Source organism: Streptomyces sp. NPDC059454 (assembly GCF_042749965.1).
Taxonomy (GTDB): domain Bacteria; phylum Actinomycetota; class Actinomycetes; order Streptomycetales; family Streptomycetaceae; genus Streptomyces.
In genome coordinates this window covers 77,644-100,012 of sequence record NZ_JBHYVC010000018.1, presented here as the reverse complement: position 1 = coordinate 100,012, position 22,369 = coordinate 77,644, and the positions used below count along the sequence as shown (strand labels likewise).

Below are 22,369 nucleotides of genomic sequence, written 5' to 3'. Positions count from 1 at the left end.
ATCCATGCTGCCCACTCTCGGCGACTTCCGCCGTGACCAACTGGCGATCGCCACCCTGTTCTTCCTCCTCGGCTTCCAGTACGCCACCTGGGCCTCCCGGCTGCCCGCCCTCAAGGACCGCTTCGGCCTGGGCGGGACGGAGGTGGGGCTGCTGCTGATGGCCGCCGGTGTCGGGGCGGCGGTGTCCTTCCCGCTGGTCGCGCCCCTGCTGCGGCGGCTGGGCGCCCGGCGGCTGGCGCTCTGGTCCGCGCTGGGCCTGATGGCGGTGCTGCCCGTGCTGGCCGCGGCCGGCAGTTATCCGCTCGCCCTGCTGGTGATCTTCGTCGACGGTGTGGCCGTCGGCTGTCTGAACGTCGCCATGAACGCGCAGGGCGCCGCCCTCGAGTCCCACTACGGGCGGGCCGCGATGGCCCAGTTGCACGCGACGTTCAGCGGAGGGTCGCTCGGGGGCGCGCTGCTGGCCTCCGGGGTGAACACCGTGACGCACTCGGTGACCGCGCACTTCACGGTGGCGGCGGCGCTGGGGGTGCTGCTGCTGGCCGGTTCCCGGCCCCGGGTGATCACCGACGCTCCCCCGTCCGGGGAACAGCCGGCGGAGAACAGGAAGAAGGGGTTCAGGAGTCTGACCGGTGCCTCGCGCGCGGCGCTCTGGCTGGGCTGCGCCATGGTGTTCGGCACGGTCGTCGAGGGCGCCATGAACGACTGGTCGGCGCTCTACCTGACGGAGGAGACCGGCGCGTCGGGGCGGCTGGCGCCGCTGGGCATCGCCGTCGTCTCGGTGATGATGGTGCTGGCCCGCCTCCTGGGCGACGGCTGGCGCAACCGGTGGGGCGACGCGCGCATGGTGCGGGTGGGCAGCACGATGGCCGGCACCGGTCTCGCCCTCGCCCTGCTGGCCGACGGCACCTGGCCCGCGCTCGTCGGCTTCGCCTGCGTCGGCCTGGGCATGGCGACGGTGACCCCCTGTCTCTACGTCGCCGCCGCCGCGGAGGGGCCGGGCGCCCTCGCCCTGGTCGCCGCCATGGGCACCACCGGTCTCCTGGCGGGCCCCGCCGTGATCGGCTTCGTCGCCGGCCGCACGGACCTGACGACCGGCATGGCGGTGGTCGCGGTGTCCGCCGTGCTGGTGGCGGTGTGCTCGACGCGGGTCCGCTTCAAGACGCGGGAGAACGAGCCGGCGCCCCACTGAACAGCGGCGGGCTCCCGCACGGGACGGTCCGTGCGGGAGCCCTCCGACGGGTTCACGGGGCGAGCGGCAGCCCTTGCCGCTTGAGCGACTCCACGACTTCCTGCGGCTCGGCCTCCCTGCAGTCGGCCGTCGCATTGACCCTCGCCATGCCGATGCCACCGGCACCGCTCGCACAGAGGTCCGCGTTCTCGTTGAAGAGCCTGGGCAGCCGAGCAGGACAGGCCGGACCGGGGCAGTCGGCCGGGCCCGATCCGACCACCGCCGGTGCGCACGGCCTCCGTCACCCCTCCGCCTCTTCGTCCGGGCCGGTCCTGAACAGGCGGGCCGACTTGTCCTCCTGGGCGAGGCGGCGCATGGCCAGCAGTGCCGGTTCCAGGAGGACCGAGACCAGCACCGCGCGTTCGGCCAGTTCCAGCACGCCGGACGCGCCTTCCATCTGCCGGACGTCCAGCTCCGAGATGCGGTCCGCCAGCCGCGCGTAGGGCAGCAGGGACCGCCAGTCGATGCCCGAGTCCACGTCCGACAGGGCGTCGAGGACTTCGCCGAGACTCTGCAGGGCGGCGGTATCGGGGTGGACCTCCCAGCCCATTTCGGTGACCAGCTCACGCGCGTCCTTGACGCCGCCCGCCTCCTCACCCGCCTCCCGCTGCTCCCGCGCCAGTTGCTTCTGCCGCTGGGTGGCGGGGCGGGCGTCGGTCACGATGCCGAAGATCTGGTGCAGATCACCTTCCTCCGTGATGGCACCGAGGATCTCCTTCACCGCGCCCACCGGCAGCCGCCGCACGCCGACCAGGGTGCGGACGAGACGCAGGCGGCGCAGGTGCTCCTCGCCGTAGTCGGCCTGGTTGGCGGCGGTGGCCTGCCCGGGGGGCAGCAGACCGTCCCGCAGGTAGTACTTGATCGTGGGGATGGACACGCCGCTGCGGCGGCTGAGTTCCGAAATCTTCATCGAGCCTCACTCACTGGATATCGGATAGCGGATCGCACTACTATCCATTGCGGAGCCGGGGGCCTCCTCGTACCGGGACCCCGTGCGCCGCTCCGCCTTGTCGTACACGGGAGGTATTGTCATGGGCACTCTCAAAAAGCCGTTATGGTCGATCATCCTCGCATGCAGTCTGCCGATGTTCATGGTCGCGCTCGACAACCTGGTGGTGACGACCGCGCTGCGGGCCATGGCCGTCGACCTCGACGCGTCCACCGAGGATCTGCAGTGGTTCGTCAACGCCTACGTCCTCAGCTTCGCCTGTCTGCTGCTGACCGGTGCGGCGCTGGGTGACCGGTTCGGCCGACGCCGGGTCTTCGTGGCCGGCATCGCACTGTTCACCCTGGCCTCGATCGGCTGCGGTCTCGCCGACAGCAGCGGACAGCTCATCCTGATGCGGGCGTTGCAGGGCCTGGGCGCCGCGGCCGTGATGCCGCTGTCGCTGACGCTGCTCGCGGAGGAGGTGCCGGAGAAGAAGCGCAACCTCGCCCTCGGGCTGTGGTCCGCGGTCAGCGGAACGGCCGTGGCGTTCGGGCCCGTGGTGGGTGGCGCGGTGGTCGACGGCCTGGACTGGCAGTGGATCTTCTGGATCAACGTCCCGGTGTGCGTGGTGGCGATCCCGCTGGTGCTGTCCGTGCTCCGGGAGAGTTCCCTGGCCGGCACCCGGCTCGACCTGCCCGGCATGCTCCTCGCCACGGCGGGGCTCCTCGCGACCGTCTGGGCGATCGTGAACGGCGAGAAGGAGGGCTGGAGTTCGGGCATCGTCCTGTTGGCGTTCAGCGGCGGAGCCGTCCTGCTGGCCCTGTTCGTGGTGTGGGAGCGCCGAGCGGCCCAGCCGCTGCTTCCGCTCTCCTTCTACCGTGAGCGGGCCTTCGTCTTCTCCAACCTGGTCTCCGCGAGCATGTACTTCGGCGTCTTCGGGTCGATCTTCCTGCTGGCACAGTTCTTCCAAGTCGCGCCCGTCCGGACCCCGTTGGAGGCCGGTGTGCTCACGCTGGCCTGGACCCTGATGCCGATGTTCGTCGCCCCGGCCGCCGGCGCCCTGACCGACAGGGTGGGCGGCGGACGGCTGATGGCTCTCGGCCTCTTCCTCCAGGCGGCCGGACTGGCCTGGATCAATCTGGTGGCCACGTCGGACACCCCCTACGCGCGCATGGCCGGCGCCATGGTCGTCGCGGGCATCGGCATGGGCCTCGTCTTCGCCCCGACGGCGGCGGTGGTGCTGGGCGCGGTCGGGCCGCAGCACCGCGGGAAGGCGTCCGGTGCCAACAGCACCGTCCGCGAGCTCGGCGGCGCCCTCGGCACCGCCGTCCTGAGCAGTGTCTTCGTGCACTACGGCGACGACCGTACGGCTCAGGGGTTCGTCGACGGCATGAAGCCGGGCATCTGGATCGGCGTCGCCGTGGTCCTCGCGGGCGCCCTGTGCGCCCTCGCGATCCCGCGCCCCGGCGTCACCACCCCGGCCCCCATGACCGAGGACCGCGAACCCGACCGGACCTCCAGCCCGGTGACCCGGTGAGGCGATACGGAATACGCAGGGCGTCCGGCCGGGGAAGCGTGAGCATGTCCCGCTGCGCATGCGGCGTGCGGCGTGCGGCGTGCGGCGAGTGAGGTACCCCGCGAGATCAGCCCTGCGGTAGAGGCACCCGCGCACCGGCCGGTGCGCCGCAGAGGTCCTGGTCGGCATCGGCGTTCCCGGGGAACTCCCGGGTTCACCGACGAAGAGACGTCAAACGCGCCCAGCAGGGGCTCCGCCGCCCGGAAATCCGACGTTCCAGCGGTTCAGCGCGGACCGGACGGGGTGTCAGGCGCCGCGACGGGACGGAGCACCGTCAGGGACTCCTCCCGTCGGGCCGCCATCGCGAAGGGGAACCTGTCGATCTCCAGGCAGAGGTCGACGTCGTCCGGGTGGTATCCGCTCCGCAGTCCACCGGCGAGTTCGGCCGCGGCACGGGAAGTCCTCGCGCGGTGGAGGTACGGGGCCGGCTCGACCTCGCCCCCGGCCATGGACCGGCCGATGTACTCGGCGCAGGCCAGGTCCTCGTCGGCCCGGCCTCCCTCGCCGGTGACCACGAACGTCACCGGGCCGCGGTCCTCGGCCCGCAGGAACCGCGCGGTCGGGCCGGCCACCACGAAGCTCGCGCACAGGACCAGCGGCGCGTCCGCGACGGCCAGTGCGCCCACGGTCCCCGCCGTCGTCTTCTGCACCAGCGTGCGGCCGGTGAAATCGCGTGACCTGAGCAAGCCGGGTGAGTTCACCGCGTCGAAGCCCGCCGCCGGGGCTCCGTCCTTGAGCGCCAGCCAGTCCGCGTGGCTCCCCTTCAGGGCGAGTGCCTCACTCTCCGTCGAGGCCAGGACGATCCTCTCGACGCCACGCGAAAAGGCCCAGGCGGCGACGGTGAAGGCACGCATGACGTCGATGACGACGGCGACACGGGGAACGCCGGTCAACTCCGGTATGCCGACGAAGTGGTGTCCCATCGCGCCATTCTGACGCCTCGGGATCGTCCGAGCGAGCCGATTCCTTCCGCTCAGAACGGGATCTCGAAGTGGACCGTGGACACGCCCGGGCCGTGTTCGCCGGTGGTGCGGGCGTCGAAGATCTCCTTGGCCGTGCTGCGCCAGAAGGCTTCCGCGCCCTCGACGTCCACGTTGGTGTGCAGGTAGACGCAGTCGTAGCCGGGGGTGTTCGCGACGAAGTCGCACGCCGCGTCGACCAGCGTGCGCGCGAGGCCGCGGCGCCGGTGCTCCGGACGTACGTAGACGCGGACCAGTTGGGCGGTGGTGCCGGACGGGTAGCGTTCGGCCAGCCAGCGGGGGTGCGGCGGGTGGGCGGGGCCCTGTGAGTGCACGCCGGTGGTGGCGACCACCTCGCCGTCGTGGACCGCCACCAACAGGACGTGGCGGGGGTCGTCGAGGTACGTGCCCTTGAGGTCGGTGACGTCCCGGTGCCAGCGGGGCACGTATCCGTACCCGAACTCCTTGTAGAACGTGTCGAGCATGACGGCGCGGGCGCCGTCGGTGTCCGCGGGGGTCGCGGGACGCACGGTGTATCCGGCGGGTGCGGTCCGGCTCATCGCGAGGTCCTTCCGTATCGGGGCCCTCACAATACCTGACAATGAAAATGATTACCGATATCGTGACGCCCGTCGCGGCCCTGCCGTCAGGACCGTGCCGTACACGACGACACGAAAAGGGGAGCCGTGGCTCATCTGCTGGTGGTCGAGAGCTGGGTCGGATCGATGAGCAGGCTGCTGCCACGGGCGATCCTGGAGAGCGGACACGAGTTCACGTTCCTCACCCGCGACCTGCACCACTACCTGCGCTCGGCACCCGAAGGCGTGGCGCACCCGCTGCTCGGGGCACGCAATGTGATCACCGCGGACACCAACGACACCAAGGCCCTGCTGCCCCGGGTGGAACGGCTGCACACCGCGTTCGGCTTCGACGGGGTGGTCACCTCCTGCGACTACTACCTGCCCACAGTGGCACGGGTGGCCGCACGTCTCGGGCTGCCCGGCCCGGCGCCCGAGGCGGTCGAAAGCGCCTGCCGCAAGGACGCCACCCGCCGGGTCCTGGCCGACGCCGGGGTTCCCGGCCCCCGGTTCGCGGTGCACGAGGAGTGGGCCGAACTCGCCCGCTCGGCACGGGAGATCGGTTATCCGCTGGTGGTCAAGCCCGTCGACCTGTGTGCGGGCATGTACGTACGGCGGGTGGACGACGAGGAGCAACTCGCCTCCGCCGTACGGGCGCTGGCCGACTTCCCGGTCAACGCGCGCGGGCAGCGGCGGGCCCCCGTCGTGCTGCTCGAGGAACTCCTGGACGGCCCGGAGGTGAGCGTCGAGACCGTGTCGCACGCGGGCGCGGTCCACGTCGTCGGCGTGACCGACAAGAGCGTCGGCGGGGCACCCGCGTTCATCGAGACCGGCCACATGTTCCCCGCCGCCCTTCCGGCCGCGGACGCCGAGGCCGCCGAGCAGACCGCGCTCGGCGCGCTCAAGGCGCTCGGGCTGACGGACGGTGTGGTGGCGCACACCGAGATCAAGCTGACCTCCGCCGGGCCGCGCGTGGTCGAGGTCAACCCGCGGCCCGCCGGGAACCGCATCACCGAACTGATACGGCATGTCACCGGCATCGACCTCGCCGCGGCCTTCGTGGACGTCTGTCTGGGCCGCGCCCCCGACCTGCGGCGCACGGACACCGGACTGCGCAGCGCCGCCGTCGGCTTCCTCGTGCCCCGGACGGCGGGCACGCTCGAGGCGCTGGACGCCGGCCCCGTCCGGACCGCGCCGGACGTCCTCGAGGTACAACTCGCCGAGCCGGGACGGCAGGTGAAGGCGGCGGGCAGCAACAACGAGTACCTGGGGCACGTGATGGCGGGTGACCCGGCCGGCACCGGCGCCCGTGCCCGGGTCGAGTCGCTGCTCGACGAGCTGCGGTCCGGGCTGGTGATCCGGTGAGCCCCGCCGCCCCGGCGTCCGCCCGCGCGGCGACGTACGACGAACTCCTCGCCCGCGCCCGCGCCGGCGAGCTGGGACCGGATCCGGCCGCGCTGCGGATCTCCGTGGCCTTCACCACCCGGCAGGCCGTACGGCACGAAGGGCGCGGCACCGGCTACCGCAACGAGGTGCTCAGCCTGCGGCTGGCGGAGGCCGTCGGCAGTTGCGCGGTCGAGCCCGGCGCGCTGCCCGACGGCGCGGTGGAGGACTGCGTCGGCACGGACGTGGCCCGGCTCCTCGGTCATCCGCTGCCTCCGGTGCGGGTCGCCGCGCTCGACGCGTACCTGATGCACGTCACCCCGCACGCCCCGAAGAACGGGGCGCGGCCCGTCGCCCTGCCCGCCGGGACGTCGCTGGAGAAGTCCCGGGCCCGGGCCGATGCCGTCGCCGGGCTGCTCGTCCTGCCGCCCGGGGCGACGGTGCTCGTCGTCGGTGTCGTCAACTCCCTTCTGGAAGCGCTGCGTTCACGAGGACTGACCTACGTCCCGTGCGACCTCAAGGGCGGGGTCACCGAATGGGGGGAGACGGTCGTCACCGACGCACTCGCCGCCGTCGGCCGGTGCGACGCGCTGCTCGTGTCCGGGATGACGCTCGGCAACGGGAGCTTCGAGCCGCTGCGGGAACACGCCCTGCGGCACGGCAAGCAGCTGGTGATGTTCGCCCAGACCGGCAGCGCCGTACTGCCCCGTTTCCTGGGTCACGGGGTGAGCGCGGTGTGCGCGGAGCCGTACCCGTTCTTCTGGCTGGACGGCGGCCCCGGCACCGTCCACCGCTACCGCGCCGACCGTCCGGGAGGCACCCGGTGACCACCGCCGCCGTACGGTCCGCCGCCCGCCCGGAACTGCTCACGCTGCTCGGCCGCACCCCCGTCGTCCGCATCACCGCCGACCTGCCCGGACCGCACCCCGGTTTCTGGGCCAAGCTCGAAGGGCTCGCCGCGGGCGGGATGAAGGCGCGAGCCGCCGTCTCGATGCTGATGGGCGCCCGTGAGCGCGGTGAACTGCGGCCCGGCGCACCGGTGGTGGAGTCCACCTCCGGCACCCTCGGCATCGGGCTCGCCTTCGCCGGGCAGGCCCTCGGCCATCCCGTCGTACTGGTCGGCGACAGCGAACTGGAGCCTTCCATGCGCCAGTTGCTGCGCTCCTACGGGGTGCGGCTGGAGATCGCGGACCGGCCCGCGCCCCAGGGCGGCTGGCAGGCCGCGCGCCTCGCCCGACTGCGCGAACTGCTCGCCGTGCTGCCCGGCGCCTACTGGCCCGACCAGTACAACAACCCGGACAACACGGCCGGTTACGCCTCACTGGCCGCCGAACTCGCCGACCGGCTCGACCACATGGACGTGCTGGTGTGCAGTGTGGGCACCGGCGGGCACAGTGCCGGCGTCATCGGGCCGCTGCGCCGGCACTGGCCCGCGCTGCGGCTGATCGGCGTCGACTCCACCGGCTCCACCATCTTCGGCCAGCCCGCCCGGCCCCGGCTGATGCGCGGCCTCGGCAGCAGCATCCATCCGCGCAACGTTGCCTACGACGCCTTCGACGAGGTGCACTGGGTCGGCCCCGCCGAGGCGGTGGACAGCTGCCGCCGGCTGGCCCGGGGCAGTTTCGTCAGCGGCGGCTGGAGCACCGGCGCGGTCGCCCGCGTCGCCGCCTGGGCGGCCCGCGTCCACCCCGGCGCGGTCGTCGCCACCGTCTTCCCCGACGGCCCGCACCGCTATCTCGGCACGGTCTACGACGACGACTTCACCGCCGCGCACGGCGTCGACCCCGACGCGGCGGCCACCCGTCCCGTACAGATCCCGCACCCGTACACCGCCGAGGCCACCGGCTGGACACGGTGCACCCGCGTCACCGATCCGCTCGCGCATCCGAAGGAGGACCGGTGAGGACCGGCCTGCGCACCGTGCGCCTCGAACTCACCGAGCCGCTGCGCATATCCCGCTCGACGATGTCCGCCCGTGACGCCGTGTGGCTGGGCGTCGAGCACGAGGGCGTGACCGGTCACGGCGAGGCCGTCAGCAGCGTCTACTACCGGCTCGACGTCGAGGGTCTCGTACGCCACTTCACCGCCGTGGGCGCGGACCTGGTCCGCTTCCCCGACCCCGAGACCGCCCTGGAGGCCCTGCGGACGGGCGAGTTGGCCGCCGTCGGCACTCCCCCGGCCGTGACCGCCGCCGTGGATGCCGCCCTGCTGGACCTCGTCGGCAAGCGCGCGGGCAGGCCCGTCCACCGGCTCCTGGGCGCCGCGGACGCCCCGGTCGCGGCCACCGCCCGCACCATCGGCATCACGTCCCCCGCGCACGCGGCGGCGCAGGCCCGCTCCCTCGCGGCCCGCGGCTTCGAGGTGCTCAAGGTCAAGGCGGGGGCGGCCGATCCCGAGGAGGACGTCGAGCGCGTACGGGCCGTCCGGGACGCGGCGCCCGGAGCCCGGCTGCTTCTCGACCCCAACGGCGCCTGGACCACGGGGCAGGCGCGGGCGTTGCTGCCCCGGTTCGCCGAACTCGGCGTCGAGGCCGTCGAACAGCCCCTCGCCCCCGGTGACCCGGAGGCGCTGGGGGCGCTGGCCGAACGCTCGCCGCTGCCGGTCGTGGCCGACGAGGACGCCGTGGACCTGAAGGACGTACGCCGCCTGGCCGGGCGCGTCCACGGCGTCAACGTCAAGCTCGCCAAGTGCGGCGGGGTGCACGCGGCCCTGCGCATCGCCGAGTCGGTCGACGGCAGCGGCACGGAGCTGATGCTGGGCTGCCTGGCCGCCAGCACCCTGGGGCTCGCGCCCGCCGTGCACCTCGCCGACCGGGCCCGCTGGGCCGACCTGGACGGGCATCTGCTGCTCGCGCACGACCCGTGGACCGGCATCGGCGGCGAGGACGGCCGGGTACGGGCGAGCGGCCTGCCCGGACTGGGTGTCGAGCCGCGGGAGGGGCGCCGTGCAGACCTGGCATGAGATACGCCGCTTTCCGCCCGCCGTTCAGCTTCTGCTGGTCAACCAGCTCGGCGTCAACACCGGCTTCTACCTCCTCATCCCCTACCTCGCCACCCACCTCACCGAGAACCTGGGCATGTCGGCCGTCGTCGTCGGCGTCGTCCTCGGGGTCCGCAACCTCAGCCAGCAGGGCCTGTTCCTCGTCGGCGGCTCCGCCTCCGACCGGCTCGGCGCACGCGGCGTCATCATCGCCGGCTGCGCCCTGCGCACCGTCGGCTTCGCGCTGTTCGCGCTCGGCGACCACCTCGCCGTCCTGCTCGCCGCGTCCGTCCTCAGCGGGTTCGCGGGGGCGCTGTTCAACCCCGCCGTCCGCGCCTACCTCGCGCAGGAGGCCGAGGAGCGCAGGGCCGAGGCGTTCGCCCTGTTCAACGTGTTCGCCACCACCGGCGCGCTGATCGGGCCGCTGCTGGGCGGCGCGCTGCTGCTCGTGGACTTCCGCGCGTCGGCCCTGGTCGCCGCCTCGGTCTTCGCGGTCCTGACCGTCGCACAGGCCCTGGTGCTGCCCGCCCGGCCGGTCGAGCCGAGCGGGGGCGGGGTGCTCGCCGACTGGCGGGAAGTGCTCGGCAACCGCGCCTTCCTGGCCTTCGCGCTGGCCATGACCGGCCTGTTCACGCTGGAGAGCCAGCTGTACCTGCTGCTGCCCGACGGCGCCCGGCGGGCCACCGGCTGGGACGGCGCCGCCGGTCTCGTCTTCCTCGTCGGCGCCCTCGCCCACCTCGTGTTCCAACTGCGCCTCACCCGCGCGCTCAAGCGACGCGGCGACCGGGCCCGTTGGGTCGCGGCGGGGCTGGGCCTCATGGCGCTGGCCTTCCTGCCGCCCGCCCTGGTCACCACGGCGTCCGGCGGCCCGGACGGTGTGGCCGACGCGACGCTGCGGGTGCTGCCCGTGCTGGCGGGCGCCCTGCTGCTGTACCTCGGGGTGATGGTCGCCCAGCCGTTCGTGATGGACATGGTCCCCGCCTTCGGCCGCCCCGGGCTGACCGGCACCTACTTCGGCGTCTTCTACGTCGTCTCGGGCGTCGCCGCCGCACTGGGCAACACCGTCGTCGGCTGGGCCATGGACACCGGGCGGCACGGTGACGCCGCGTGGCTGCCGTGGGTGTGCTGCGCGCTGGCCGGGCTCGCGTCCGCGCTCGGTGTCGTCCGGCTGCGCCGGCTGGGGTCGCTGCCCGCGCCGTCCAGGCCCTTCGCATCCGCGGCCGTACGAGGAAGGACTCCGGCATGACCGGCAACCTGCTCACCGACAACCCCGCGTTGTACGAGGCCCGTTTCCCCGATCCCGACCGGCTGGCCGGACGCTGGGCGGAGGACTGCCTGCGGCGGCACGGCGCGGGCCGGCGCGTGCTGGATCTGGGCTGCGGTACCGGCCGCGACGCCGCGTGGCTGCACGGCGCCGGCCGCGAGGTGACCGGCGCGGACCTCTCCGGGGCGATGCTCGCGCACGCCCGCGAGCACCATCCCGGACCCGAGTACGTCCGTGCCGACCTGCACGGATTCGATCTGGGGCAGGGGGTGTCCGACGCCGTGGTGTGCCTGGACAGCTCCCTGCTGTACTGCCACACCAACGACCAGCTCGACGGTTTCCTGTCCTCCTGCCGCCGTGCCCTGGTCCCGGGCGGCCTGCTCGTCGCGGAGATGCGCAACGGCGCGTACTTCCTCGGCCGCACCGACCTGCTCGACGCGCCCAAGGCCAACGAGTTCACCTGGCAGGGCACCGTCCACCGGTCCGTCACCACGCTGACGGTCGACCGCACGGCCCAGTTGCTGCGCCGTACGCGGGTGTGGACCGCGGACGACGGGTCTCCGCCCGCCGAACAGCGCTCCGCGTGGAGGCTGCTGTTCCCGCAGGAGCTGCGCCACCTGCTGAGCGCGCACGGCTTCGAGGTCCTGGAACTCCACGACGGACCGGGCCCGCGCACCGAACCGCCCTGGCGGGAGGGCCTGCTTCCCGGCCGTACCACCGACGCCGACCGGCTGCACGTGGTGGCCCGTCTCACCAAGCCACCCACTGGCACGACTACCTACTGAGGAATCCCAGATGCACGACGATTCGACCCGTCATCTCCCCTTCCCGGCCCTGCGCCGTCGCGGCTTCCTCGCCGCGACCGGTCTCGGTGCGCTCACCCTGGCCGGATGCGGCGGCTCCGGTTCTGGTTCCGACGACGGCGAGGGCAAGGGCGACGGCTCGCCGAAGAAGGGCGGGCGGCTGCGTGCCGCGTTCGCCGGCGGTGGCGCGAGCGAGACCCTCGACCCGCACCTCGCCAACCTGTTCGCCGACGTCGCCCGCGCCAAGGCCCTGTTCGACAAGCTCGCCGACTACGGCGCCGACCTGTCCGCCGTACCCCGCCTCGCCGAGAAGTGGGAGTCGAACAAGGCGCTGGACCGCTGGCGGGTCACCCTGCGCGAGGCCACCTTCCACGACGGCAGCCCGGTCACCGCGAAGGACGTCCTCTACAGCTACCGCCGTATCGCCGACCCGAAGCAGGCGTTCCGCGCCAAGGCGTCCCTGGAGCCCATCGACCTCGACGCCAGCCGCGCCACCGGCGAACGCGCGATCGAGTTCGTGCTCAAGCGGCCCACGGCCGAATTCCCCAACATCCTGGCCGCGTTCGGCGCGTACATCGTGCCCGAGAACGCCACCGGGTTCGACAAGAAGCCGGTCGGCTCCGGCCCGTTCCGCTTCGTGTCGTTCGCGCCCGGCCGCTCGGCGGTCTTCCGCCGCTACGACGACTACTGGGAGGGCGCCCCGCACCTCGACGAGATCGAGTTCGTCGTGGCGAACGAGGAGTCGGCCCGGGTCAACGCGCTGCTCGGCGGGCAGGTCGAGTACGCCCACGAGCTCAACCCCACCACCGCCCGCGCCCACGAGGACCAGGGGCAGATCGAGATCGTGCGGCTGCGGGGCAGCGCCATGCAGGCGTTCTGCATGAAGACCGACCGGCCGCCCTTCGACGACGAGCGGGTGCGCCAGGCGTTCTTCCTCATCGCCGACCGCCAGGAACTCGTCGACGGCGCGCTGTCCGGCGCGGGCGAGGTCGGCAACGACCTGTTCGGCAAGGGCTACGAGTACTACGCCGACGGTCTGCCCCAGCGCGAACAGGACCTCGACAGGGCCCGCGCCCTGCTCAAGCAGGCCGGCGCCGAGGACCTGAAGGTCACCCTGGACACCTCCGCCGTCGCCGCCGGGTTCACCGAGGCCGCCAGCATCTTCCGCGACCAGGCGAAGAAGGCCGGGGTCACCGTCGAGGTGAGGATGGGCAGCAAGGACTCCTACTGGAGCGACATCCTCGACAACGGCTCCCTGTGCTGCTACCGCTCCGGCGCCATGCCCATCGAGGCACACATCTCCCAGCGGCTGCTCACCGACTCCACCACCAACGCCACCAAGTGGCGGCACAAGGACTTCGACGCGCTCTACCAGCAGGCCCAGTCCACCCGCGACAAGACCGAACGCGCCGCTGTCTACGAGCGCATGCAGCGCCGCCTGTACGCCGAAGGCGGCTTCCTCATCTGGGGGTTCGCCGACTGGATCATCGGAACGGCCCGTACCGTGAAGGGCGTGGAGACCGACGCGCCCGCCAACACCCTCGACTGGGCGCGCTTCGACACGGTGTGGCTCGCGTGAGCGGACTGCGCTCCTTCGTCGCCCGGCGGCTGCTCCTCGGCGCGCTGCAGACCGTGGCCGTGGTGCTGCTGGTCTTCGCGCTCACCGAGGCGCTGCCGGGCGACGCCGCGGTCGCCCTCGCCGGGGACCAGCCCGACCCGGCCCGCGTCGCGGCCATCCGGGAGGCGATGGAGCTCGACCGGCCGGCGTGGGAACGGCTGGCCGACTGGGCGGCCGGACTGCTCCACGGCGACCTCGGCACCTCCCTGGTCTCCGGCCGTCCGGTGAGCCGGTACCTCGCCGACGGCTTCGGCCCCACCCTGCTGCTGGCCTCGCTCACCGTGGCGCTGCTGGTGCCGGCCGGGTTCGGGCTCGGGGTACTGGCCGCCCGGCACGCGGGCCGGTGGGCCGACCGGCTGATCAGCTCCGTGACGCTCGCCGTGTACGCCGTCCCCGAGTTCGCCCTCGGTGTGCTGCTGGTGACCGTGTTCGCCCTGCGCCTCGGCTGGCTGCCGCCGACCGCCGTCGGCTACGGCACCGACCTGCTCGCCCACCCGGCCGCGCTGGTCCTGCCCGTGCTGGTCCTGCTGTCGCGGCCGGTGTGCTCGCTGGTGCGGCTGGTGCGCGCGGGCATGATCGACGCGCTCGCCTCCCCGTACGTGGCGCAGGCCCGCCGCTACGGCGTGTCCGGCGCCCGCATCCGGTACACCCACGCGCTGCCCAGCGCCCTGGCTCCCGCCGCCCAGCAGCTCGCCCGCACCGTCGACTGGCTGCTGTGCGGTGTCATCGTCGTGGAGGCCCTGTACGTGATTCCCGGGCTCGGCACCGTGCTGCTGGGCGCCGTCGCCGAACGCGACGTGCCCGTCGTCCAGGGGCTGGCGGTGGTGTTCGGCGTGCTGACCGTCGTACTGAACCTGGGAGCCGACCTGGTCGCCCACCGGCTCGCGCCCCGGGCGGGGGTGGCCGCGTGAGGACCCCGCGGACCCCGCGCACGGGCCGCTTCGCCCTCGGTCTCACGATCGTCGCCGTACCGCTCGTCCTCGCCCTGCTCGGCCCGGTGTTCGCGGGCGGTCCGGGTCCGCGGGCCGCGTCGTTCACGCTGGGCGACGGCCACTGGCTCGGCACCGACTTCGTGGGCCGGGACGTGTGGCGGCAGGTGCTGCACGGCGGGCGGCCGGTGGTGCTGGCCGCGCTCGCCGCGACCGCCCTGGCCTATCTGGTCGCCCTCCCGGTCGGGCTGGCCGGCGCGCTCACCCGGCACCGCTGGCTGGAGGAGCTGCTGCTGCGGCCGCTGGACGTGCTGCTCGCCGTCCCGTCGCTGCTGCTGATCCTGCTCGTCGCCACGGTGTTCACGCCGGGCACCGTCGGGCTCGCCCTGCTGGTCGCCCTGGCCAACGTGCCCGACGCGGCCCGGCTGGTGCGCGCCGCCGCCGCCGAGGCCGCCGCCCGGCCCGCGGTCGAGGCGCTGCGCATGCAGGGCGAGACGTGGTGGCGGATGGCCGTCGGCTATGTCGGCCGCTCCATGCTGCGCACCCTGGCCGCCGACGCCGGCACCCGGCTGACCGGTGTGCTCTACCTGGTCGCCACGGCCGCGTTCCTCGGTGTCGGCGTGGCGCCCGACGCCGCCGACTGGGCGGTCATGGTCGACCGCAACCGCACCGGGCTGTTCGTCCAGCCGTGGGCCGTGGTCGTCCCCGCCGTGCTGATCGTCGCGCTGACGACGGGGACGAACCTCCTCTTCGACGCCGCGCTGGACAAGGGCGGAAACAGGACAGAGAAGGACGTACGCCCGTGAAGCACGAGAAGGACACCGGTGCGGAGTGCGTCGCCGAGCTCCGCGACCTGCGCGTCGTCGTCGACGGCCGGGCGATCGTCGACGGGGTGGACCTGCGGGTCCTGCCCGGCCGGGTCACGGCGCTGATCGGCGCGTCCGGCAGCGGCAAGACCACCACCGGCCTCGCCCTGCTCGGCGAGTACCCGGCGGGCGCCCACGTCACCGGCGACGTACGGGTGGCGGCCGGCGGCCTCGTCGGCTACGTCCCCCAGCATCCGGCGGCGGCCCTCAACCCCGCCCGCCGGGTCTCCGCGCTGCTGACCGACATCGCCCGCGCCCAGGTGCGCCGGCTGCCGCTGCGGCAGCGCCGGGCGGCGGCCCGCGACCGCGTCCTGCGCGCCCTGGCGGAGGCGCAACTCCCCGACGGGGAAGCCCTGTTGCGCCGCTATCCACACCAGCTCTCCGGCGGCCAGCAGCAGCGCGTCGTCCTCGCCCAGGCGCTGCTGCTCGGGGCACGTGTCGTCGTCGCCGACGAGCCCACCACGGGCCAGGACGCCCTGACCAAGAGCCGCATCGTCGAGCAGCTCACGGCCCTCGCGGCCCGCGGCATCGCGGTGGTGCTGCTCAGCCACGACCTGGACGTGGTGCGCGCGCTCGCCGACGAGGTGGTGGTCCTGCGGGCGGGCCGGGTCGTCGAGTCGGGCCCGGCCCGGCGGGTCCTGCTCGCACCCCGGCACGAGTGGACCCGCGCACTGCTCGACGAGCGTACGGAGTCGCCGGACACGGACGCCCCGGCCGCCGGGCAGCCCGTCCTGCGGGTGCGTGGTCTGACCGCCCGCCACCGCGACGGCGCCCGCGGTCCGGCCGTCGTCCTGCGCGCCCCCGAACTCGACCTGTACCCGGGCCGGTCGCTCGCCCTCGTCGGCCGGTCCGGCAGCGGCAAGACCACCCTGGCCCGCTGCCTCGCCGGCCTCCACCGGGACCACGACGGCGAGATCCTCCTGGACGGCACGCCGCTGCCGCGAAGCCTGCGCGACCGCACTCGCAGCCAACTCGCTGCCGTGCAGTACGTCTTCCAGGACGCGCACGCCGCCTTCGACGAACACCGCCCCGTCGTACGGCAGGTCGCCCGCACCGCCGTCCGCCTGCGCGGCACCGACGAGGACACGGCGACCCGGGAGGCGCTGACCACCCTGGCCGGACTCGGGCTCCCGGAGGACCTGGCCCACCGGCACCCCGGCCGGCTCTCCGGCGGCGAACTCCAGCGCGCCGCCCTCGCCCGCGCCCTGCTCGCCCGCCCCCGCGTCCTCGTCTGCGACGAGATCACCTCCGGCCTCGACACGCTCACCCGCCGGGGCATCCTCGACGTGCTCACCGCGCTGGTCCAAGGCCGCGGTGACCTGTCCCTGGTCCTGATCACCCACGACCTGGACACGGCTGCCCTGGCCCACCGCGTCGCCGTCCTGGACGCCGGCGAACTCGTCGAACAGGGACCGGCCCGGCAGGTCCTGACCGCGCCGGCCCACCCGTTCACCGTCTCCCTCATGGAGACGACGGCACGTCTGACGGCGGGGACGTGACCCACGCGCCTCCCGGCGTCAGGCTCGCGGCACGTGGGGATCCAGGACGGCGGCGAGGGCCGGGCCGCGGAGGTGGCCCGCGACGCGGTGGAAGCCGAAGAGGCGGACGCTCTCCTGGAGATCGAGGTCCACTCCGTCGAAGTACGCCACTCCAGCCGGACCGCGTTGCCCGAGTGGCAGAGGTCCGGCAGGAACAGCGCGTACGGGGCGGACTCGTCGGGTTCGGCGTCCTCGACCAGTTTGAGCCAGCTCTCGATGTCGTGCCGGGTGGACCGCACGTCACCCCCGACGACGTGGACGCCGCCGCTGTCGGCCGGCTTGCCGTGGGCCAGGATGTGCACCACGGCGAAGCCGGTACCGGCCTCCGGCACCGACTCCACGGCCCGCTCCAGCGCCGCCGATCCGACCGTCGGGTGACCAGCCCCGGGCCGCGCGGGATCCTCGGGAAACCTGGTGCGATCGGCGGGGGACGCCGCGCCGTGCGGGTGGTCACTCGAGGTCGAGGTGGTCGGTGAAGATACCGATGAGGATGCGGCCACCGAGACGCTGGTCGGGCAGGCTGAAGTGGATCCTGTTGCGGTCGGGTTTTTCCTTGCCGTGCCATTCGCAGCGGTAGGTCTCGTTCTCGTGCTCGACGTCACGCTGCTTCATGATCTTCGGCTTGGACCGGGTGTTGGGGCTCTCGGGCGACAGGGTGAGTCCGTGGTTGCCGAGCGCGGCCTGTACGGCCCGGGTGTTGCCCGGGTTGGCCGCGTAGGCGTGGGCGAAGTGGTCGTGCACCACTCCGAGGACGGCGACGACCCAGTCACGCATGACGAGGTAGGAGCCGTCGAACTTGTTGAAGGTCAGGGACTCGGCGAAGACCAGCCGGGGGAACGCCTCACGGGCCCGCGCGAAGAAGTCGTGTTCCGTCACGTTCTCCCGGCGGAACAGCTCCCTCCAGAAGTCGGGGAGCGCGGACGGCTCGCCGAAGAAGTACACGGACGCCTCGGCCGTGGCCGCCGACACCTTCCGCCAGCCGGCCGGAGCCCCGCGCCGGGGAAACACCAGGCATCCGACGGTGCTGCCTTCGCCGGTCCGCACCAGCGCGTAGCCGAGCGACCAGGCCATCTCCCTGGCCGTACCGTCCAGCTCCACCTCGTCGGGCAATCCGGGAAGGTCCGTGTCCCAGATCGGGCAGCGGTCCATGAGGCTCTGCATCCGCAGCCGGGCGTCCCGGCCGGCCTTCGGCGGTGCGCCCTCGTAGAGCACCTGGTACAGCTGTTGTCCGTCCGCGCACTCGGCCTCGGCCCACCAGGGCGACACCGCGACCGGACGGCTCTCGCCTAACTCGGCGAGAGCGTCGCTGAAGTCGTCGAGCGCGTCGGTCAACTGGTCCTCCGTGAGCCCCCGGAAGTCGAAGGACGACTCGTCCACGACGAACCGGTACGGTTCACCTCCCCCTGCGCCTGGCACGGGCCAGCCTCCCGAGGTCGTGCTCGATCTGGTCGAAGAATCCCTTGGGCCACACGGTCAGCTCACCGCTCGCATGGAAGTCGATCGGGACGGTGCCGACCTCTTCGTCGCCGAAGTAGTGGATGACGCCCGCCTCGGGGTCGAGCACCCGGTCCTCCGCCACCGCGAGGCGCGCGCCGTTGAGGACGTGGTCGCTGTGGGTCTCCACGACGACCTGGGTACCGCTGCCCGCGACCCGGGCCAGGAAGCGGCCGAGCTTGGACTGTCCGCCGGGGTGCAGGTGCGCTTCCGGGTTCTCGACGATCAGCAGATCGCCGGGACGGGTCAGCAACCCCGCGACGATGACCGGAAGGGCGTACGAGAATCCGAAGCCCATGTTGGCCGGCCGGATCGCCTCGCTGAGCAGGCCCGGTTCCTGGAACCGGATGGTGCTCGCGGTGATGCCCGGCGGCCACTGGGCGTTGATCTTTATCGGGCGGATGATGTCGGACGCCCAGGTCTCCACCTGCGTCCGCAAGGTGGTCACGCCGTGGGTGGCCTCCGTGCTCGGATGCTGGAGCTCCTCGCGCACGGGCCGGGTCTCGTTGAGGGCCAGCACCTGCGCCGTGTACTCACCCTGGACACCGACGCCGATGAGGTCGGGGTGCTCGGCGGAGACCCCGAGCTGGTCGCGCGGCCCGAGGCGCTCGGCGCACAGGTAGGTGAATCCGCAGCCGCGTCGGGACAGCTCCGGCGGGCTGTCGGGCGTACCGTCCGGTACCCGCAGATACAGGGCCTGCTCGTCCGGCACGTGAAGGCGGTAGGTGACCGCCTTCACGCCCCGGACGCTGTCCAATCCGATCTCGATCTCGATCCACGAGTCGGGGGCGTCGGGATGCAGGACCTCGGACGCCTCGCCGAGCGCGAGGCCGTACGGCCCGTTGAGCTGGACGACGCCGCCGCCCCTGCCGGGCGCCTCGGCGAGCTGACGGGCGAGCAGCAGGGCCTGGATGGTGGTGCTCTTACCGGTTCCGTTGAGGCCGGTGAGGACCGTCAGGGGGCGCAGCGCGAACGACGCGTCGGTGAAGCGCTTGAAGTTGCGGACGCGTAATGAGGTGATCATTTGCCTGCCCTTGCGGCCTTGGCCGCTTCCTCGAACCGGTATTTCACTCGGCGCAGTCCGCCGGTGGATGCGGTGATGGCTTCCAGGTAGGTGTAGTCACCGGTCATGAGCCTGCGGGCGGCTTCGACGATCGCGTCGCGCCGCTGCTCCAGGTCCTCCGGCGCATAGCCGGCGAGAACGATCGACCATGTCTCGAACAGTGCGCGGTTGATGGGGTTCTTGCCGTTGACACCCAGCGGCCATTTGCGGAAGGCGTGCTCGCCGAACAGCAGCCGGGCGTTCTTCATCGCACGGTCGAAGTCGGCCATCAGTTGTTCCGCGCGGTCGGCGGGAACGGCCCGCTCGTCGTCGAGCAGGGTCGTCGTGTACTGGAGGAAGGGGTCCATGGCGGAGTACCGCGCGTACCCGTCGACTCCGAGCAGCCAGAACCCGGCGAACCGCAGCGCCATCTCACGGTCGTTCATCCGGATGTGGTTGCGCCACTTCGTCGCCCGGTTGAACTCGTCGGTCGACGTCATGCGCTTGAGGATGTTCCGGCTGCGGTCCTTGCTCATGCAGTGGCGAATCTCCTGCGCGTTCAGCGGCGTGCCGCCGGTGTTGATGCGCTTGAAGATGTCGTACATGACGTCCGGCGGCGTGGTGGGGTCGATGACGTGCGCCATGATCTGGGCGTTGTTGATCCGGCGCTTCCACGGGGCGGGCAGGTCCTCGAAGCGGGCGCCCTCGACCACCGTCGTGAGGTACTCCACGCCCTTGAGGGCGAAGCCGGACCTCTCGCCGCCGCGCACGAAGTCGTGGATGGTCGACAGCCGCTGGAGCCCATCGACGACGCGCATGGCGCCGTCCGTGTCCTCGGCGAAGTAGAAGGCGGGCAGCGGGATCTGGAGCAGCACCGACTCGATGAGGCGTGACTTCTGCCCCAGCTTCCACACCCGGCCGCGCTGGAAGTCGGGCGCGAGTTCCAGCGTCCCGTCGTCGATCATGTCGAGGGCGTTGCGCAGCGAGAACTGCTTGCTGTTGACCCTGATCTGCTCCGGCTTCCAGGGACGGTCGATCTCGGGCGGCGAGGTGTCGTTCTCGCTCTCCTCCTCGACGTCCAGGCCGCCTTCGACGGAGTACTCCTCCTTGATCTGCGACAGGTCTGTGGTCTCCGGGCTCGTCATGGAAGTGATCGTAACCGGCGGGGCACGCCCTTGTGCGGGTCCCGCTCAGAAGCGGAAGCCGAAGAGCCCGCCGTCGTCGTACCGGTCGTCGAGCCGCACGCTCAACAGGTGCGGTGAGGCGTCGAAGCCGAGGTGTTCCGCCTTCTGGAGGTCGTCGGAGTTGAGGGTGGCGATGTACTGCATGCCTTCGCGTTCCGTCACCTCTGCGGCCAGCTCCAGCGCCCTGCGCACCTGGCGGGCGTCGACGCCGTCGAAGAGATGACTGTCGTGCACCAGGAAATCGGGACCGCGGCCGTGCCGGTGGGCGACCACCGCGGTGGTGAGGTCAAAGCAGAAGATCACCATGTTGCCGATGCCGCGGCTGTCGTCGCTGTCCACATGCGGCACGATCTTCAGACTGCTGGGGCCCGCGTCGAACTCCAGATAGGCCAGACGGCCCGGCTCGTAAAGCCGTTGCGCGAACTCGGAGAAGAGCACGGTGGCCTCGTCGGTCTGCCGGACACGCTCGTCCAGGTCGCTCTTCAGCGCGGTCTGGAGCTGGAGGCGCTTGGCCTTGATCTCCAGTGCGCCGGCCTCCAGCGTCTGCGCGGCCTCGTAGCGGTGCCGCAACGCCTCGACGAATGCCTGTTTCTGCGCGAGGGCCTGCTGCAGCGCGGTCAGGGCCTCCAGGGCCCCGCCCTCTTCCAGGGTGTGCAGAACGCTCCCCAGTTCGGTCCCCAGCGCCTCCCGCTCGGCCGCCCTCTGTGCGAGCCGTGCCTCGATCGTCTGGATCTCCTCCGCGAGATAGCGCCTGCGGTTGCGGACGATCGACTCGTGGAAGCCCTTGACGTCGGTGAACCGGCGCTTGACCTGGTCACCAAGAAGAATCCCCAGCTCCCGATAGACCGGTTCGAGGTAACGCACATCGTGGTCGGTCGCCTCCGTCACGGCGGCCTTGAGATCGGACAGGTTACGGCGGTCGACAGCGTCCTGGGCATTGGACGAACGGATGCCGCGGTCGATGTCATCGGCCCGGCGCTTGAGCTCCTCGTACTGCGGTACGACGCGGAAGGCCTTGACCTGTTCCTCCAAGCGCCGGACCTCCTCCTCCGCGATGGTGATCTGCCCCCGCAGCTCGGACGTACTGCCGACGATCCGTCCCCACACCGGGTCGTTGACGGCTTGCCGGAGCTGCCGTCGGGTCGCCTCACGCGCCGAGATCTCGCGGTACCCGGCGGCCAGCTTCCAGTCCAGTCCCAGGAGATACGCGAGATTGGCCGCGGCGTCCGCCTCCGGCTGCTGGCCGTTGGTGCGGGTCGGCGTGTTGAAGGCGTGGCTGGAGACGCGCCGGACCAGGAAGGACAGCATCGTGCGGCCACTGAGCCCCTTGTGCTCGCCCCTCAGGCCGAACAGGTTCTCCTCGATGAGTCTCGTCCACTCGGTGGTGGCGATCTCGGCCGGCCCGCCGAGGGAGAAGATGGCGTCGCCGTCCGGCTCGGGCCGCTGGTCCAGCAATACCGTCTCGGGCCGCGCCCCGCGCCGCCGCACGGTGAGCCGGCCGCCGTCGGCGCCGGGCCAGTCGAGCTCCAGGACGAAGAAGATGTCCCTTAGTTGCTTGCGGGCGGCCACATGCTTCTTCTCGGCCCGCGCCCCGAGCAGGAAGTGCAGCAGCTCCACCATGCTGGACTTGCCGGTGCCGTTGCGGCTGTCCTTGTCACTGGAGTCTGCCGCGGTCTCGGCGACGAGAAGGTTGAGGCCGGGGCCGAAGTCGAGGCTGTGGAACCGCAGGTCGTCGGCGGTCAGTCGGCGCAGCATCAGGGCCTCCGGGGCATCAGCAGATCGTCACGGAGTTCAACAGCGCCGAGGGCGTGCAGGACATCCAGCGCAAGCACGAACCATCCGAAGGAGACCGGAGAGCGGTGGCCGAGGGCAAGACGGCGGTCTTTGAGCCGCGCCCAGGCCTGGCTGACGGTGAGCGGTCCGTCGAGCTCCTGAAGGATCTGAGCGCCCACGGTGAGCAGCGCGCGGTCGGGGCTGATGCCCTTGGTCGGGGTGAGCAT

21 protein-coding genes are annotated in these 22,369 nt (G+C 72.2%); 13 read left to right on the top strand and 8 right to left on the bottom strand.

The window, feature by feature from the left end:
- Positions 1-4 precede the first annotated feature (4 nt).
- Positions 5-1,189 (top strand): MFS transporter, encoded by a 1,185-nt coding sequence (locus ACFXAE_RS15510; RefSeq protein WP_384713865.1) that lies wholly within the window; start codon positions 5-7, stop codon positions 1,187-1,189.
- Between the two features lie 280 nt (positions 1,190-1,469).
- On the opposite strand, the gene ACFXAE_RS15505 is transcribed toward ACFXAE_RS15510, so the two are convergent.
- Positions 1,470-2,138, bottom strand: coding sequence for a MerR family transcriptional regulator (locus tag ACFXAE_RS15505; protein ID WP_384713862.1), 669 nt, complete (start codon positions 2,136-2,138; stop codon positions 1,470-1,472).
- Positions 2,139-2,259: 121 nt separating this feature from the next.
- Here ACFXAE_RS15505 and ACFXAE_RS15500 point away from each other — a divergent pair, with 121 nt between their 5' ends.
- Positions 2,260-3,693 carry an MFS transporter gene (locus ACFXAE_RS15500; protein WP_384713859.1) on the top strand — a complete coding sequence of 478 codons (1,434 nt, stop codon included), beginning with the start codon at positions 2,260-2,262 and terminating at the stop codon, positions 3,691-3,693.
- Between the two features lie 263 nt (positions 3,694-3,956).
- On the opposite strand, the gene ACFXAE_RS15495 is transcribed toward ACFXAE_RS15500, so the two are convergent.
- Both ACFXAE_RS15495 and ACFXAE_RS15490 read right to left on the bottom strand, forming a co-directional pair.
- Positions 3,957-4,655: a 2-phosphosulfolactate phosphatase gene (locus ACFXAE_RS15495; RefSeq protein WP_384713856.1), complete on the bottom strand. Its 699-nt coding sequence runs from the start codon at positions 4,653-4,655 to the stop codon at positions 3,957-3,959.
- 50 nt (positions 4,656-4,705) lie between these two features.
- Positions 4,706-5,251: a GNAT family N-acetyltransferase gene (locus ACFXAE_RS15490; RefSeq protein WP_384713852.1), complete on the bottom strand. Its 546-nt coding sequence runs from the start codon at positions 5,249-5,251 to the stop codon at positions 4,706-4,708.
- 126 nt (positions 5,252-5,377) lie between these two features.
- Between ACFXAE_RS15490 and ACFXAE_RS15485 the strand changes: the two genes are divergently transcribed.
- From ACFXAE_RS15485 to ACFXAE_RS15435, 11 genes are read left to right on the top strand one after another with little or no spacing between them, the layout of a single operon-like run.
- A complete protein-coding gene (locus ACFXAE_RS15485) occupies positions 5,378-6,634 on the top strand; it encodes an ATP-grasp domain-containing protein (protein ID WP_384713847.1) in 1,257 nt (418 codons plus the stop codon).
- Positions 6,631-7,479 carry a Rossmann-like domain-containing protein gene (locus ACFXAE_RS15480; RefSeq protein WP_384713844.1) on the top strand — a complete coding sequence of 283 codons (849 nt, stop codon included), beginning with the start codon at positions 6,631-6,633 and terminating at the stop codon, positions 7,477-7,479. The genes ACFXAE_RS15485 and ACFXAE_RS15480 overlap by 4 nt, the downstream gene beginning before the upstream one ends.
- Complete coding sequence (locus ACFXAE_RS15475; protein ID WP_384713841.1) at positions 7,476-8,555, top strand: PLP-dependent cysteine synthase family protein; 1,080 nt, start codon at positions 7,476-7,478, stop codon at positions 8,553-8,555. The genes ACFXAE_RS15480 and ACFXAE_RS15475 overlap by 4 nt, the downstream gene beginning before the upstream one ends.
- The gene (locus ACFXAE_RS15470; protein WP_384713838.1) at positions 8,552-9,613 is read left to right on the top strand and encodes a dipeptide epimerase; all 1,062 of its coding nucleotides are present in this window, start codon (positions 8,552-8,554) and stop codon (positions 9,611-9,613) included. The genes ACFXAE_RS15475 and ACFXAE_RS15470 overlap by 4 nt, the downstream gene beginning before the upstream one ends.
- The gene (locus ACFXAE_RS15465; protein WP_384713835.1) at positions 9,597-10,877 is read left to right on the top strand and encodes an MFS transporter; all 1,281 of its coding nucleotides are present in this window, start codon (positions 9,597-9,599) and stop codon (positions 10,875-10,877) included. Before ACFXAE_RS15470 ends, ACFXAE_RS15465 begins: the two co-directional genes overlap by 17 nt.
- Positions 10,874-11,680: a class I SAM-dependent DNA methyltransferase gene (locus ACFXAE_RS15460; RefSeq protein ID WP_384713832.1), complete on the top strand. Its 807-nt coding sequence runs from the start codon at positions 10,874-10,876 to the stop codon at positions 11,678-11,680. Before ACFXAE_RS15465 ends, ACFXAE_RS15460 begins: the two co-directional genes overlap by 4 nt.
- Positions 11,681-11,690: 10 nt before the next feature.
- On the top strand, positions 11,691-13,277 hold the full coding sequence (locus ACFXAE_RS15455) for an ABC transporter substrate-binding protein (protein ID WP_384713829.1): 1,587 nt from the start codon (positions 11,691-11,693) through the stop codon (positions 13,275-13,277).
- Positions 13,274-14,227: an ABC transporter permease gene (locus ACFXAE_RS15450; RefSeq protein WP_384713826.1), complete on the top strand. Its 954-nt coding sequence runs from the start codon at positions 13,274-13,276 to the stop codon at positions 14,225-14,227. Before ACFXAE_RS15455 ends, ACFXAE_RS15450 begins: the two co-directional genes overlap by 4 nt.
- Complete coding sequence (locus ACFXAE_RS15445) at positions 14,224-15,051, top strand: ABC transporter permease subunit (RefSeq protein ID WP_384713823.1); 828 nt, start codon at positions 14,224-14,226, stop codon at positions 15,049-15,051. The genes ACFXAE_RS15450 and ACFXAE_RS15445 overlap by 4 nt, the downstream gene beginning before the upstream one ends.
- Positions 15,048-16,610, top strand: a complete 1,563-nt coding sequence (locus tag ACFXAE_RS15440) for an ABC transporter ATP-binding protein (protein ID WP_384713820.1) — start codon at positions 15,048-15,050, stop codon at positions 16,608-16,610. Before ACFXAE_RS15445 ends, ACFXAE_RS15440 begins: the two co-directional genes overlap by 4 nt.
- A gap of 33 nt (positions 16,611-16,643) precedes the next feature.
- Entirely contained in the window at positions 16,644-17,027 is a 384-nt protein-coding gene (locus ACFXAE_RS15435) for a hypothetical protein (RefSeq protein ID WP_384713818.1), read from the top strand.
- Positions 17,028-17,099: 72 nt separating this feature from the next.
- On the opposite strand, the gene ACFXAE_RS15430 is transcribed toward ACFXAE_RS15435, so the two are convergent.
- From ACFXAE_RS15430 to ACFXAE_RS15410, 5 genes are read right to left on the bottom strand one after another with little or no spacing between them, the layout of a single operon-like run.
- Positions 17,100-18,026, bottom strand: a complete 927-nt coding sequence (locus ACFXAE_RS15430; RefSeq protein WP_384713815.1) for a hypothetical protein — start codon at positions 18,024-18,026, stop codon at positions 17,100-17,102.
- A gap of 16 nt (positions 18,027-18,042) precedes the next feature.
- Positions 18,043-19,167 (bottom strand): DUF3696 domain-containing protein, encoded by a 1,125-nt coding sequence (locus tag ACFXAE_RS15425; RefSeq protein WP_384713812.1) that lies wholly within the window; start codon positions 19,165-19,167, stop codon positions 18,043-18,045.
- On the bottom strand, positions 19,164-20,330 hold the full coding sequence (locus ACFXAE_RS15420) for a DUF262 domain-containing protein (protein ID WP_384713809.1): 1,167 nt from the start codon (positions 20,328-20,330) through the stop codon (positions 19,164-19,166). Before ACFXAE_RS15420 ends, ACFXAE_RS15425 begins: the two co-directional genes overlap by 4 nt.
- A 45-nt stretch (positions 20,331-20,375) precedes the next feature.
- Positions 20,376-22,124, bottom strand: a complete 1,749-nt coding sequence (locus ACFXAE_RS15415) for an ABC-three component system protein (RefSeq protein WP_384713806.1) — start codon at positions 22,122-22,124, stop codon at positions 20,376-20,378.
- Positions 22,124-22,369: an ABC-three component system middle component 6 gene (locus ACFXAE_RS15410; RefSeq protein WP_384713803.1), complete on the bottom strand. Its 246-nt coding sequence runs from the start codon at positions 22,367-22,369 to the stop codon at positions 22,124-22,126. The genes ACFXAE_RS15415 and ACFXAE_RS15410 overlap by 1 nt, the downstream gene beginning before the upstream one ends.

Excerpts from the sequence above, each read along its gene's own strand:
- ACFXAE_RS15505 (WP_384713862.1), bottom strand. The coding sequence starts at position 2,138 with ATGAAGATTTCGGAACTCAGCCGCCGCAGCGGCGTGTCCATCCCCACG.
- ACFXAE_RS15495 (WP_384713856.1), bottom strand. The coding sequence starts at position 4,655 with ATGGGACACCACTTCGTCGGCATACCGGAGTTGACCGGCGTTCCCCGT.
- ACFXAE_RS15455 (WP_384713829.1), top strand. The coding sequence starts at position 11,691 with ATGCACGACGATTCGACCCGTCATCTCCCCTTCCCGGCCCTGCGCCGT.
- ACFXAE_RS15410 (WP_384713803.1), bottom strand. The coding sequence starts at position 22,369 with ATGCTCACCCCGACCAAGGGCATCAGCCCCGACCGCGCGCTGCTCACC.
- ACFXAE_RS15490 (WP_384713852.1), bottom strand. The coding sequence starts at position 5,251 with ATGAGCCGGACCGCACCCGCCGGATACACCGTGCGTCCCGCGACCCCC.
- ACFXAE_RS15460 (WP_384713832.1), top strand. The coding sequence starts at position 10,874 with ATGACCGGCAACCTGCTCACCGACAACCCCGCGTTGTACGAGGCCCGT.
- ACFXAE_RS15425 (WP_384713812.1), bottom strand. The coding sequence starts at position 19,167 with ATGATCACCTCATTACGCGTCCGCAACTTCAAGCGCTTCACCGACGCG.
- ACFXAE_RS15500 (WP_384713859.1), top strand. The coding sequence starts at position 2,260 with ATGGGCACTCTCAAAAAGCCGTTATGGTCGATCATCCTCGCATGCAGT.
- ACFXAE_RS15415 (WP_384713806.1), bottom strand. The coding sequence starts at position 22,124 with ATGCTGCGCCGACTGACCGCCGACGACCTGCGGTTCCACAGCCTCGAC.
- ACFXAE_RS15420 (WP_384713809.1), bottom strand. The coding sequence starts at position 20,330 with ATGACGAGCCCGGAGACCACAGACCTGTCGCAGATCAAGGAGGAGTAC.
- ACFXAE_RS15510 (WP_384713865.1), top strand. The coding sequence starts at position 5 with ATGCTGCCCACTCTCGGCGACTTCCGCCGTGACCAACTGGCGATCGCC.